The sequence below is a fragment of the Mediterraneibacter sp. NSJ-151 genome (assembly GCF_022487435.1).
Lineage (GTDB): Bacteria > Bacillota > Clostridia > Lachnospirales > Lachnospiraceae > Schaedlerella > Schaedlerella hominis.
The window spans coordinates 31,031-43,903 of the sequence record NZ_JAKVPP010000006.1 but is presented as its reverse complement, the minus strand read 5'-3'; the positions used below and the strand labels follow the sequence as shown (position 1 = coordinate 43,903).

Here is a 12,873-nt window from a genome sequence, read left to right as displayed (position 1 = left end):
CTCCCCTTCTGGTCTCTTCTCCTATCCCATGATCAGGTCCAGGATCTCTTTTGCAAAAGTAATGATGATACCGCCTGCCAGTGTCAGAAATCCGTTTGCCCTCTGGCTCGGATCGTGGCTCTTTAAGGACAGGCCGACCTGCACGATACCAAATCCCAGCAGGATCAGGCCAATGGCACGGATTAGGGAAAAGATAAACGTGGACAGGTTATTGACTACGGTCAGCGGATCGCCTGCGGCATAAACGCAGGTCGCCCCAATGCAGATCGACAGTACCATGACTGCATACAGAGCAAACAGTTTCTTCTGCCCTCTCTTCATCTTCAGCGGTGCGGTCTCTTTCCTGGTTTCTGTGTGTTTCTTATTTTTCAGTAAATTCATCGGCATTCCTCCAATCAAAAAAGCTCCCCGATGATGTCCTCATCCAGAAGCAGTTCGTAGTCGTTATATCTTGTTTCGTCAAAGGTAAAATCGTCATGTGCCAGCGGTGCTTTCGCATAGTTGAACGGGCCGGCACCGCCGTCTTCGGTATACCGGATGTTGGGATGCTTCATCAGGTCATACTTGGCATCCAGTATGGGCCGTTCCCCGCGGATAAACAGAAGTGCATTCTGGTTATCCAGCATACGGACTTCATCCGGCTGTAACAGCTCCCTTCCGCTCTGCTGGAAGTTGGTGGAGTAGCTGCCGGATTTTCCTTTGGTCTGCCCGTAGGTGTTGGTGTCTATGGTTTCTTTCCCCAGTAATTCTGATACATATTTGTGTGTCTCTTTTTCATTGCCGCCCAGGTACAAAAACTCATCGCAGTTGCCCACCAGACTTTCCCAGGAGTCCTTGAACAGAGCCTTTAGCTGGCTCATGTTCTGGATGATGATGCTGCAGTAAATGGAACGGGAACGGCAGGTTGCCAGGATCTTCTCAAACTCATTTGGCAGGGATACGTTTGGAAACTCATCCATGATGCAGTTGACCGGAACCGGGAGGGCACCGCCATGCACACGGTCTGCCATATAATAAAGAGTCTGGAAAAGCTGGCTGTAGATCATACCTACCAGATAATTCAAAGAGGTGTCCGCATCCGGAATACAGCAGAAAAGGGCAACTTTTCTTTCGCCCATGCTGGAAAGATCCAGTTCATCGGTATTGGTCAGCTTGGCGATCTGCGGCAGGTTGAAGGCTGCCAGACGGACACCAACACTGATCAGGATGGACTTGGCGGTCTTTCCTGCCGCCTGCTTGTAAATGTGGTACTGCTTGACGGCAATGCTGTCCGGGTCCCGCATCTCCAGACGGTCAAACAAAATGTCCAGAGGGGACTCGTAGTCCTCATCCTCTTCTTTTACCTGTGCCGAGCCTAACATCTCCATGATCATGGCGAAGTTCTGTTCTTCCGGCGGAGCTTCATGGAGCAGATACAGCATCAGTGCCTGAAGCAGTGCTGTCTCGCTCTTCTCCCAGAACGGATCGGAGGACTGGGAACCTTTGGGTGTGGTGTTTTGTATCAGATTGGAAATGAGACGGAGTACGTCTTTGTCATCGTGGACGTACTCGAATGGATTGTAGCAAAAAGATGTGTCGGGATTGATGAGGTCAAAGACACGCACCTCATATCCTTTCTTTTCCAGCAGACCGCCTGTCTTTCGGAGCAGCTCGGCTTTGGGGTCTGTAATGACCATCGAGCAGCAGCACTGCATGATGTTCGGCAGGGCAAAGCCTCTGGATTTTCCTGCACCGGAGCCTCCCACCACGAGGATGTTGAGACATCTGCGGTGCTCGTGGGTGTCCAGGCTGATGCGGAAGTTCTGCGTCAGCAGGATGTTCTGGGAGTACGGCTTCTGGCTGTATTTCTTACAGATCTGCCGGGCATCACCCCATCTGGCGGAACCATGTTCTTCCCCTCTGCGGTAGTTCTTCTGGCTGGAATAAAAAATGCCGATCCCGGCTGCGTAAAGTAACGTGCAGACCAGCACCGACTTGATGGTATATTCCGTATAATGAAGCTGGAAGGGGTGGTTCAGTTTTTCCGTTAGAACCTCCATCAGCTCAAAAAGATTCCTGCCCGGCTGAATAGCATCCGCAATCAGGATCGCTGCCCACCAGATGACAGGCAGTCCGGCAAGCCAGATCACCCAGTCTGACTTCCGGCTGTTTGTTACCGGGATGGCTGCTGTTTTGGCCTCTCTGCTCTCGGCAGATCCGTGATGTGGAAGCTGTCCACTCCAGGAACGAGGGCAAGGCTGCTTCCATTCTCCCAGTTTACGTGGATCTGCCCTGCATCGTCTACCATATCCACCTTACCTTTTAAGCCGGGTGGCATGTGACTCTCCCCCTCCATGCTGTTAAGCGTGACCTCTGTTCCCGGCGGATATCTTCTCCTCATGGCTTCTATTCTTTCTTGTGTCATATTTCTGTATATTCGTACCACATCCTTTCTTTATCTTCCCCGTCCACGGTATGGGCGGCGGTATCTGGATTTCATGATCTTTAACAGGACACTGTCGATCCCATCGGAATAGCGTCCGTTTTTCAGGTATGTGTCCCGGAGCTTGTTTAAAGCTTCTACAGATTTGGTGTGTTCAGCTTCTGTCAGGTAGAGCTTTCCTTCTTCCTGCTCTGCCAGCTTCAGAACCAGATCCCGTGTGGTATCCACCGGAAGCCCCTGTTCTTTTTCCTGCCGGAACACTTCCCGGAGGGCATGGATCAGCATATGGTTCATGATCCGGTCCATCTTTACATATCGCATTCTTGTCATAGGCGAGCCTCCTTTTTTCCTCTTTTTTCTCAACCACAACATACCACACTTCCTCCCGGAAAGCTACTGCAAAAGAGCCGGAAAAACCCCTTTTATCAGCGTTCCGGGGACTTTTTGTTCTTGGCTGGTTTCTCTGATTTCTCCTCTGGGACGGCAAATTCATCGGGCATAAATTCCTGCTCACTTTTGCCGAGGTTGCGGTCTACCTGCTTGCCGATGGAATAGGCTGCGCTCTTTACATTCTGAATAAAGGAGCGGAGTTCTTTCGGATCTTTCTGTCCGAATGCCTGCATCTCGCATACCTTGTCAAAGGAAAAGCCGGAGACATCCACGCCATATTTCTGTGCTGTCACATACGCCGCACAATAAGCCTGTGCCGCTACCCCTGCCCGGCTGTAGCTTCCATCGTGATGGTCAAGAGATGCATACGCCAGTTCCCGGCTGATGGAATGGAATGTTGTATTTTCACTCATGCCGTTTCGGACATAGATCGTCCGCTGATTCGGGATATACTGTGCCTGTACCTTATCCGGCAGGTTGTCTGCGATCTGAATCCGTACCTCGCTGTCGGTCAGCAGTGCTTCCATCAACTGGTCCATCGGTTTTGGCTCCGCCTCTTCCGGCTGTTTGGTGCGAATCTGGCTGATGTCATAGGCTTTCTGGATGGAGTATCCCTGCTGGATGACACCATCCTTTTCGTATTCCTGTCCGACAATGAAGTTGTATCCCTTGCTTCCGGTCTTGACTACTTTGCCTTCTTCTTTCCATTTTTCAAAGGTCTTAATCTGCCGGATCTCCGGGTTCTGTGCATAGAGCAGGAACAGGTTGTCTGTCCTCTGTGGCTTACACTGTCCCATAAAATCAAGGAATCCTTTTAAGGAGTCCCCATTCTGGAAGATCTCCTGTGCCTTTCCATCGATCATGCCCCAGATTTCTTCCCTCTCCTGCTTTTTCTGTGCGGCATATTCCTCTTTCGATAGCCGCTGGGCGGACGGTTCCTGCGTGTCCTGCCCTAAAAATTTTGTCAGGTCCATCTTCTACCTCGCTTTCACCTTTCGTTTATTTCTCGCTTTCTTCTGCGTTTTCTTTGGTCCACGGTTCTTTTCCCGGCTCCGCTTCTGGGATTCCTCTGCTTTCTCCCGTTTGATGTTCTCCAGCTCCCGGCGGACACTGGGACGCTCCTGTTCCCTTGGCTTTGCTCCATCAGTCCCGTTTTCCTGCCCGGTAGAAATATTTCTGCTGTGCAAGGAAAAGCCGGACAGATTCTCTTCCCCCTCTTCCTGCACCGGGATAAAATTTTCCGGTTCGGAAGACTCCTTTTCAGGATGATTCTGATTCTTCTCTCCTTGAGAAAAATCCATGTCACCGACCTGGAATGCTTCGTCCAGATCGCTGATCTCAAACTGCACCTCGCCCTCTGGCATCTGTACGATTTTCTGTACTGTTTCGGTTTCCGGTGCTTCCATTCCAGCGGTTACCTCATGGACAGCTTCCCCGACTTCACTTCTTACAAAATCAAGATTCATCTTATCCATAACCCGGTTGACCTTGGCTGCGTCATCCGCAAAGACCATGACCTCGCTCATCTCCGGGTTCTTTTTATCACGGATAATCACATAGAGCAACCCTCGCTTCCTGCCCTCACTGCAGAATTCACGCAAGCGGTCAGACGGCACAGTAAAGAACTTCAATGGCTTGTTCTCCTTTAACATCCGCACCATCCGGGTTCTGCCCCTCGTTTTCTTCTGGTCTTTTAATACGGCGGCAACAAATACCGCCAGATGCTTTGCCAGCGTACCCGAAAGTCTGAGCCCGTGGTCCACGCCGTCCAAGGAATACCGGACGATCTGATCCGCCGCATCGCCTCCATAATTCATACTGTTCACCTGCTTTCTGTTCTCGGTTGTCTGTTTTTCTCCGTCTGTTCTGCCTGTCTCTGGATCTGCTCTGCCAGACGCATCTTTTCTTCCATCTCTTTAGACTGCTGTTCGATCCGGATGCAAAGACGGATATCCTTCCGAAGCGGCCTCAGTTTTTCGGTGATCTGACCGATCCTAACACTGTCCGGTTCGCTCCGGTAGAGCCGCTTCCGTTCTTTTGTGAGTGCCTGCACCTGTTCTTCCAACGGGGTTCGGTATGCCATCAGTTCTTCACGGGTGGTAATCTGATACTTCTGAAGAAATTCCATCTGCTCGATCCTGGCATCCAGTTTTCGGATATCTGCCCGGAGCACTGGGGAGATTCTTTTCGGCTTCTGCTTTAGAACACCCATCTGATACAAATAGGAATAGTACAGGGCCTGTATCCCTTTTAACTTCTTTTTCGGGGGCTGGGAAGCTCCTTCTTTTCCAGCAGTTGTCCTGCTCTTGGGCTGTAAGATCCACTGCCGGATGCTCTCTTCTGAGTAATTCTTCCCAAGGCTCCGCAGACGGATATACCGTTCCATCCCCGGTGCTTTCAATGCGATGTACTTCCGATTCAGCTTCCACTGATATCCTCTCTGCTTCATCTGGTCCAGAAATTGTTTCCATGTGAAGCTTTCTGCCACCGCATCACGGATATCCAGACGGATCGAGGTTCTCCAGGTTGGCTTTCCGTCCTGTTCTGCCATCCACTGGGCATAAGATTTCCCTTTGCCATTTTTCGGTTCGATAACTGATAAGCCGTATTTCAGGCATAAGGCATCCGAAGTTTTCCGCACATCCTCGTAGTAGCTCCTGCTGTTACTATGGTACTTTTTCCCATCTTTCATGCTCACGGAATTAAACACGATATGGTTGTGGTAATGCTCCGTGTTCAAATGAGTGGTGATGACAGCTTCATATTTTCCCTGAAGGAGTCTTTCTGCCAGCTCCATGCCAATCTGGTGGGCAAGTTCCGGGGTGACTTCCCCTTTGGCAAAGCTCTGCACCAGATGGAAGCCCTGCACCCCGTCCATCTTGTTGTATCGTTTCTTTGTATCTACCATATCTTGATAAGCAGTCTCACAGACACAGCCAATGGCATTCTCAAAAATGGAACGCTCCGTCTTGTCCCGGTTCATTGCATATTGAATAGCTTCTTCCAGAGAGCCGGCACTTTGTCCTTTCTTTGTGGTCTTATCCTTGTTTCGAATGTAAGTAATGGAATTGTCCAGACGGCTGACCGGGATGATACTGGTGTATGCCATCGGCTACCATTCCTCTTTGACCAGCCTCCATGTCTCTTTCGTCATGCGGAGCATTTCCCGAATATTCTCTTCCCCTGCCATCCCACATCCATTGGCTACATGGGCAAGCTGATTGGCATTGTTGCACAGACCGGATACTTTCCTTAAAAGTTCGGTATGATGTTCACAGGGTCTTGCCCGGACTTCGCCGCCCATGACAATGGAACGGATGTATTCCTCACGGGACAGGCCGCTTTTTTCTACCTGCTCTTCCAGAAAACGCAGCTCCTTTGTATTGAGGCGGACTGGTATCACATGGTTTCTTTTTCTCATCTCTTCACCTGCTTTCCAACGGGTTATTGATCGTTTCCTTACATTTCACGGTTTTTCCAGATCAGGAATCCTGTCAGCACGCCAATGGCTACGGCTGCAGCAATAATCTTTTTCTTCATATAGGCCTCACCCCCTTTTCGGTACCCGGCACAGTTCCATCGGGGCAAGCATGATTCCTCTTTTCTCCATCTCTTTCGCAAATTCCAGAAGGTTCCATTTCTTCCCATCGATCATGGCAGATTCTGCATCCAGATAATGGCAGGTGGATACGTTCCGCTCTCCATTTGGGGCATTCTGCACAAGGCTCTCCCCGTCTGAAAGCCGGAACAGTTCCTGTCCCTGACTGTTTACAAAACAGATGCACACGCCGTGGTCAATGATCTCCTTTGGTTTCATCCGGCACCGCTCCAGTGCCTCATCCTCCCGTTTTCCTGAGATCAGTAAACACATTGCAAACACGCCCATTGCCCCTCCGGTCATTGTGCCAAGTATAAATCCTAACATTTCTTCGTTCTCCTTTCGTCTGTTTACGGCTCGATATGGGGGATTGGGGTTCTCCCCAAAGTGCGTTTGGATATCCAAACGCTATGCTTGCAAAACCAGTCGCATTTTGCTTCGTCCCCTCTGAACCTATCGTTTTTCGGAATTATTCGTTTTCTTTGATTTTGCTTAACCCATCCAGCGTGGTACAGATGATATGGAGTCTGTCAGCCATGCTGATCTCCGTGTTCATCGTCCCGGTGGTCTCTTTTCCGCAGACGACCACCATCCTGCACCGTCTTAAGATCTGATGGGACATTCTCCGCATAGCCTGCATATCCTCCGCATCCCCATCATCAAGGAATGGGGAAAAGCTGTACTGCGGACAGATCGGCACATATCCCAGTTCGTAGATCTTCCGGCAGTACCGCTGTACTTTGGTCTTTCCCTCTTCTGCAGAGCAGCAGACATAAGCAAGTGCCTGTTCCAATACGACCATCTCCTTTCCTGACCAGACAAGTTTCCTCTGCCCGGCGTTTTTCCAAAAAGAAACACCCACAAAGCATTCCGGCTCTGTGGATGTCTTGTGGACATCTGGATTCTTTTCTTCCTTTTTTCAGATGTCTGGCAGACATCCGGTTACTGTGGTTCTTTATTCTCTGCTTCTGCCCCGGCTTCCAGTGCGATACGGACACGGTCGCTTCCCAGCTTATAATATGCATCCGTCACTTCGATGCCGACTGCCTGATAGCCCGACTCTGTCGCCGCAAGGATGGTCGTGCCAGCTCCGGCAAACGGGTCTAAGATCAGGCCGCCCGGCTCGCAGATCTGGATGACATCCTTCATCAGCTGGAGCGGCTTTTCTGTCACATGGATGCGGTTCTGGGGATTCCCATAACGGAACACACCCGGAAGACAGGACACCGGGCGGTTGATTGGCATCGGACCGTTGCTTCCCCACACGATGTATTCTGCCTGCTGGCGAAACCTGCCTTTTTGCGGACGGGAATTTCCTTTGTCCCAGACTGCAGTTCCTCTCCAGATCCAGCCTGCCCACTGAAGGGCATCGGTGATAGACGGGTACTGTCTCCAGTCAATAAAAAGGCAGATCGGAGCCCCTCTCTTGCAGGCTTTCCTCACATCGTACAGCCATTCTGCCATCCAGTGGGTCCAGGAACGCTGATCCTTGTTATCCCCATCAAAGTCCGGAAGGGCATTCTCTGCTTTCATGCTGCTATACTTCTGGTTGGTGGTGCGGTTGCGTTCATTCTGCTTGGTTCCCCCGGACGCATAGGGCGGATCGGTCACGACTGCATCAAAAATCCCCGGCTGGAATCCTTTTACCAGCTTTAAGGTATCCCCATGCAAGATACGCCAGTTCTCCCCTCCGGCAGACTCATCCGGCAGACAGTCCGGTTTTAAAAGATCTTCCAGTTTCAGGGTATTTCCCATAGGCATCATCCTTCCTCTTGCTTATTTCCCAGATTTCTCTGGAAGTGCTTCTATCTATGGAACTGCTCATCGGCAGGTATCCTCTTTTTTTGGTACTTCTTTTCTCGTTGTTCTGCGCTGTTCACGGTGATCCGACAGTTCGGTTTCCACATATTCGCTGATGATTCCCAGTGCTTCATAATAATTGCCACTCTTGTGGACACGGTCTGCCATCTCGTTGGCCTGTTCGGACATCCCGGCACATCTGAGCAATCTTGAGGCATCCCCAAGGATTGAGAAAATATTTCCGTCATGCCCTAAGAGCTTCAGCTTCGGACGGGACGGATTTGGTTTCGGCTGCTGTTCCTGCATCTCGTTTTCTGGTGCTTTCACCTGTATCTGGAAATCCGAGCCGGCACCGACATAGAAATGTAAGTATAATTCACCGCCGTCTACCTTGATCTCCCGTTGTTCCAGACTTTCTCCCCAGCCATCGCTGTACTGGCCTCTCAGATACTGCCCCACCACACGGTATTCCTCTGGTGTCAGATTCTCCCGGAGTGTCAAGTTTGCACAGCCATATAAAACACCATCCTGTTCTTTTACCGCCATTGTAATGCGTTCCACTTTTTCCTTAATGTCCTTATTTCGGTCAAAATAATCAATCAGGTTGCATGGCTGGTTGTCAGGCATACCGAGCCGGTTGATCTCGTCAACCTTTTCTGCTATAGATGGCTGATACTGCACCAGGTCAGGTCCTTCCAATGGTTCCGCATCATCCAGATCCACAATATCTGAATAGTCCGGGATAAACTCTGCCATCAGAGGGGACAGCATTTCCACTTCTATTTTTTCTTTGATAGGCATCACCTCACTTCCTTTCTCTGCCGTTTCTCCGGTGTTCGGGCAGCCATCTTTGCCATATCTGCCCAGTCTGCCCCTTCGATCTCCGGCAGGTTCTCGATGATCCGATAGTTTCCCTCGTAGGCTTTTCGGATATGTTCACACGCCCACCGTCCGGCAAAGTCATTGTCGGTACATACTTCAATCTCGGTAATCTCCGGGTGCTGGGACAGAAAATGTTCCAGTGCCTGCGGCTTTTTCATACTCCGCTGGCTCTGCCCTTCTTTTGGTGCACTGATCCCGCCAAGCTCCAGACGGTACTTATCCCGGCTTCCCTGTTCCAGTGTCATGTGCGCCAGCACATCCACACAGGCTTCATAAACGGCAACCCGTCTGCATCCTGTTTGTGCCGGAACACAAAAAGCGTATGCCTTTTCGCTTCCAGCCTGTTCCATCTTAAAAGCCTTTCCGCTGGCATCGTAAATCCCACGCAGGAAAGCATATCTTGCCACCTGATTTTCGTCCCGGCCTACGAACACAGCATTGTGATAGGGCAGGCTCTCATAGAGGATTCCCAGATGAACACACTGCTGTAAGACCTCTCCACTGATTCCGCGCTCTTTCAGATATCGGAACACCCTGCGGCAGTCCGGGCTGACTGGCGGCAGGACAAACAGCTTTTTGGGCTTTGTCTCCACAGGCGGAGGGATGTAGGTGGGATACTCATCTTTCAGCATTTGCACTGCCTCCAGAAAGGAACACCCATCTACATGGATCAGGAAATTTAAGGCACTGGTTCCCCCGATATCTCTGGATTTCCAGTGCCACTGGCTGGTGAGCTCGTTGATTTTAAAGCTATCGTGGTCTGTCAGCTCCCATTCATTTCTGGCTGAAGATTTTTTCAGGCGGTTCGGCTGGTATTTCTTCAGGTACTCAATGGCGGTGATTTCCCTTGCCCGTTTGATCTCTTCTTCCGGAATCCACGGCATTACATCACGGTATCCCGGAGCTGCTCTGCCTTATCCGTTTTCTCCCACGGGAATTCCTTTCTTCCAAAATGCCCGAACACGGCACTCTGTCGGTAGATCGGCCGCTTCAGGTGCAGGGTGTCACTAATCTGGCTTGGGGTAAGCCCAAACACCAGAGGAATCGCAGCGGCGAGGCAGTCATCCGCACAAATCTTTCCGGTTCCAAAGGTATCCACCTGCACCATGACTGGCTGGGCAACCCCGATGGCATAGGCAAGGGACACCTGACATCGGCTGGCAAGTCCGGCAGCCACCATGTTTTTGGCGATGTAACGAGCCATATACGCCCCGGATCGGTCAACTTTGGAACAGTCCTTCCCGGAAAATGCACCGCCGCCATGCGGTACCAGACCACCGTAGGTATCCACCATCAGCTTCCTTCCGGTCAGTCCGGTGTCTGCATCCAGACCTCCGCACACAAATCTGCCCGATGGATTAATCAGGATCTTGGTATCCTCATCCGGCGGCAGCATGCGGAGTGCCGGGCGCAGCACTTTCTCCCGGATCTCATGCTCCAGCTTCCGAAGGGATTTTTCCTTTTCATGCTGACAGGACACAACGACCGTATCCAGACGGACAGGTCTGTCATCTTCGTATTCCACGGTCACCTGTGCTTTTCCGTCCGGCAGGATTCCCATGATATATCCGCTTCTACGGCTTGCAGACAGTTCTCTTACAATGCGGTTCGCCAGAACCACTGGCATCGGCATAAGCTGCGGCGTATCATCGCAGGCGTATCCCACCATGATTCCCTGATCCCCGGCTCCATTGGCAAGTCCGCTCTGAACAGAAACAGTTCCTGTCCTGCGTTCTCTGGAACGTTCCACTGCCCCGGCGATATCCGGACTCTGTTTGTGGATGAGGGCATCCATATGGATTCCATCTGCTTCATAGCCTGCACTCTCCAACACCTTTCTGACGATTTCAAACACCTGTGGCTCATATCGGCTGGTGATCTCTCCTGCCACAATGATGTTCCCTTTAGTAGCCAGCACTTCGCAGGCCACCTTGGAATTTTCGTCCTCTTTCAGACACGCATCCAGAATACTGTCTGCAATTAAGTCGCAGAGCTTATCCGGATGTCCTTCCGTTACGGATTCTGCTGTATAAAATCGTTTCATAATTATTACCATCCTTTCCAACGAGTCAAAACTCGCTGCTCGTTATAAACTAAATAGATCCAGCAGAAAGCACTCCTTTTTGGAACACTTCCTGCCGGATCTGGATTATGAGCTGTCTCACATTCTGCACTTTTCTAGTACGTTCAGACACTTTTTTCCACCTGAATACTACCAACACACACCCTTACATAATCCCCCTGTTTTGAACACTTCCCAGTCTGTGCGGTCATCATTTGTCTCATTTTCTACACTTTTTGGGGGCTTTCAGACACTTTTTGTTAGAGCATTCGCTGATATTCCGTAGAGTATTTACCAAAGTTTCCACTTTTGAACACATTTTCCATCTGAATATACCTGGCATACACCCTTTATATACTCCCCTGTTTTGAACACATCCCTGTCCATGCGGTCATTATTTGTCTCATTTTCTGCACTTTTCGGGTACTTACGAACACTTCTGACTCCACACTGCCCCGGAAACCGGCACCGCCAGGACGATATTCCTGGCACCGCTCCATTCATATGAACACGTGACGAGCGTCAAAACCTTATCGTATATACACTTCAGGTAATCATCTCCGGTTTCGAACACTTCCCTCCGCTTGGCTACTTTTAGGTACTCTTGCACGGCCACCACATCTGGAAGTTTCTGCTGGAATGGGAACAGATTCCGGTCTGCTTTCAGTACCGTGACAATCTTATACTCCTGAATGCCGTCCTCTGTCTGAAGATAAGCAAAACGATGGGCGTTATAATAATCTTCCCCTGCATATAAGTCCAGGTTTCCGAACATCGCCCCGCTGTTCATGTTGTGACCGTAAATGATGAGATTCCTGCTTTCGGACACTTTACAGTCTGCCTGTAAAAACAGGCTTCCGTTGATGTCATATTCCTTTTTGTAATTCCGTTTCAGGTAAAACTCCCCATTCTCCTGTTCGGACTGAAGCACCGGGTAATCAATCCCGGTATCCGGTATGGTCAGCCATCCCTGCACATCCGGGTATTGTTCCTGGAGAGAAACAAGGTCTACCGCAGCCACCGGGCATTTTCTCCCAGCTGGTTGGTCTTTCTTTTCAGATCCTGAGGCTCCCGGAGCTTCCGGCTCCGGGAAATTCCCTTTCAGCTCTGCCACCAGCTTTTTGTTCTCCATTGGGAGATATACCATATGGTAAAGCAGGAACCCGGCACTTAAGAAAAGTGCTGCAAGGCATACCGTTTGAAAAAGTTTTTTCGCGATTTTCATCGTTCCTGTCCGGCTTTCCTCTGCTTCTTTGGCTGGCTTTTCTGCGTCTGTCCCGGCACAGGCGGTTTTCTGGCTGCTTTCAGGATCGGCTCTGTCGGAATCTGGTTCTGTCTGCAGCCCTTTAAGATTCCGGTCAGGTACGACCGTCCGGGCGGATTAAAGTTCTGCATGTAATCTTTTGTCATGATATAGACAATGGCTTTGATCTCTCTTCCGCCTTTATTCTTGACGGTGATTTCCTGTTTGTCGTAAAAATCAGGATAGCCTTCATAAAGATCTAGGCTCTTTTCGCAGTCCCCGGTCAGTGACCAGAGGACGCCGTCCACATGGCTTCCCTCTTCCGGGAAGATGGTGGCAAGACCGCTTCCTGCGGCTGCAAAGGTCAGCCGATACCCCTCCAGGCGGACGGTTTCTACCATCTCCGCCTGTGGACACCGATATGCCATCTGGTCCAGATCCATGTTGCTTCCATACGCAAAATATAATTGTTTCAG

At 50.5% G+C, this 12,873-nt stretch carries 16 protein-coding genes; all 16 read right to left on the bottom strand.

Annotated elements, in window-relative coordinates:
* Nucleotides 1–21: 21 nt before the first annotated feature.
* The 16 genes from LQE94_RS07615 to LQE94_RS07540 all read right to left on the bottom strand — a co-directional run bounded on the left by LQE94_RS07615 (nt 22) and on the right by LQE94_RS07540 (nt 12,873).
* Nucleotides 22–381 (bottom strand): glutamyl-tRNA amidotransferase, encoded by a 360-nt coding sequence (locus LQE94_RS07615; protein ID WP_240577347.1) that lies wholly within the window; start codon nt 379–381, stop codon nt 22–24.
* 14 nt (nt 382–395) lie between these two features.
* Entirely contained in the window at nt 396–2,129 is a 1,734-nt protein-coding gene (locus tag LQE94_RS07610; RefSeq protein ID WP_055155777.1) for a VirD4-like conjugal transfer protein, CD1115 family, read from the bottom strand.
* A 23-nt stretch (nt 2,130–2,152) separates the two neighbouring features.
* Nucleotides 2,153–2,404, bottom strand: coding sequence for a DUF4314 domain-containing protein (locus tag LQE94_RS07605; RefSeq protein WP_015513377.1), 252 nt, complete (start codon nt 2,402–2,404; stop codon nt 2,153–2,155).
* A 30-nt stretch (nt 2,405–2,434) separates the two neighbouring features.
* A complete protein-coding gene (locus tag LQE94_RS07600) occupies nt 2,435–2,752 on the bottom strand; it encodes a hypothetical protein (RefSeq protein WP_055149034.1) in 318 nt (105 codons plus the stop codon).
* Between the two features lie 95 nt (nt 2,753–2,847).
* On the bottom strand, nt 2,848–3,786 hold the full coding sequence (locus LQE94_RS07595; RefSeq protein ID WP_055155776.1) for an ArdC-like ssDNA-binding domain-containing protein: 939 nt from the start codon (nt 3,784–3,786) through the stop codon (nt 2,848–2,850).
* A gap of 3 nt (nt 3,787–3,789) precedes the next feature.
* Nucleotides 3,790–4,629: a PcfB family protein gene (locus LQE94_RS07590; protein WP_117802434.1), complete on the bottom strand. Its 840-nt coding sequence runs from the start codon at nt 4,627–4,629 to the stop codon at nt 3,790–3,792.
* Between the two features lie 5 nt (nt 4,630–4,634).
* Complete coding sequence (locus tag LQE94_RS07585; RefSeq protein ID WP_055155774.1) at nt 4,635–5,921, bottom strand: relaxase/mobilization nuclease domain-containing protein; 1,287 nt, start codon at nt 5,919–5,921, stop codon at nt 4,635–4,637.
* Between the two features lie 3 nt (nt 5,922–5,924).
* Entirely contained in the window at nt 5,925–6,233 is a 309-nt protein-coding gene (locus tag LQE94_RS07580) for a plasmid mobilization protein (protein ID WP_015533354.1), read from the bottom strand.
* Nucleotides 6,234–6,359: 126 nt separating this feature from the next.
* Nucleotides 6,360–6,737, bottom strand: a complete 378-nt coding sequence (locus LQE94_RS07575; RefSeq protein WP_240577346.1) for a DUF3789 domain-containing protein — start codon at nt 6,735–6,737, stop codon at nt 6,360–6,362.
* A gap of 142 nt (nt 6,738–6,879) precedes the next feature.
* The gene (locus LQE94_RS07570; RefSeq protein WP_019162195.1) at nt 6,880–7,203 is read right to left on the bottom strand and encodes a DUF7768 domain-containing protein; all 324 of its coding nucleotides are present in this window, start codon (nt 7,201–7,203) and stop codon (nt 6,880–6,882) included.
* Between the two features lie 149 nt (nt 7,204–7,352).
* Nucleotides 7,353–8,165 carry a DNA-methyltransferase gene (locus tag LQE94_RS07565; protein ID WP_227211274.1) on the bottom strand — a complete coding sequence of 271 codons (813 nt, stop codon included), beginning with the start codon at nt 8,163–8,165 and terminating at the stop codon, nt 7,353–7,355.
* Nucleotides 8,166–8,231: 66 nt separating this feature from the next.
* A complete protein-coding gene (locus LQE94_RS07560; RefSeq protein ID WP_240577345.1) occupies nt 8,232–9,011 on the bottom strand; it encodes a hypothetical protein in 780 nt (259 codons plus the stop codon).
* Complete coding sequence (locus LQE94_RS07555) at nt 9,011–9,976, bottom strand: DUF3991 domain-containing protein (protein WP_240577344.1); 966 nt, start codon at nt 9,974–9,976, stop codon at nt 9,011–9,013. Before LQE94_RS07555 ends, LQE94_RS07560 begins: the two co-directional genes overlap by 1 nt.
* Nucleotides 9,976–11,136, bottom strand: a complete 1,161-nt coding sequence (metK, locus tag LQE94_RS07550; protein WP_055267995.1) for a methionine adenosyltransferase — start codon at nt 11,134–11,136, stop codon at nt 9,976–9,978. The genes LQE94_RS07555 and metK overlap by 1 nt, the downstream gene beginning before the upstream one ends.
* Before the next feature lie 445 nt (nt 11,137–11,581).
* Nucleotides 11,582–12,379 (bottom strand): class B sortase, encoded by a 798-nt coding sequence (locus LQE94_RS07545; protein ID WP_055155767.1) that lies wholly within the window; start codon nt 12,377–12,379, stop codon nt 11,582–11,584.
* Nucleotides 12,376–12,873 (bottom strand): gamma-glutamylcyclotransferase family protein, encoded by a 498-nt coding sequence (locus tag LQE94_RS07540; protein WP_255786099.1) that lies wholly within the window; start codon nt 12,871–12,873, stop codon nt 12,376–12,378. Before LQE94_RS07540 ends, LQE94_RS07545 begins: the two co-directional genes overlap by 4 nt.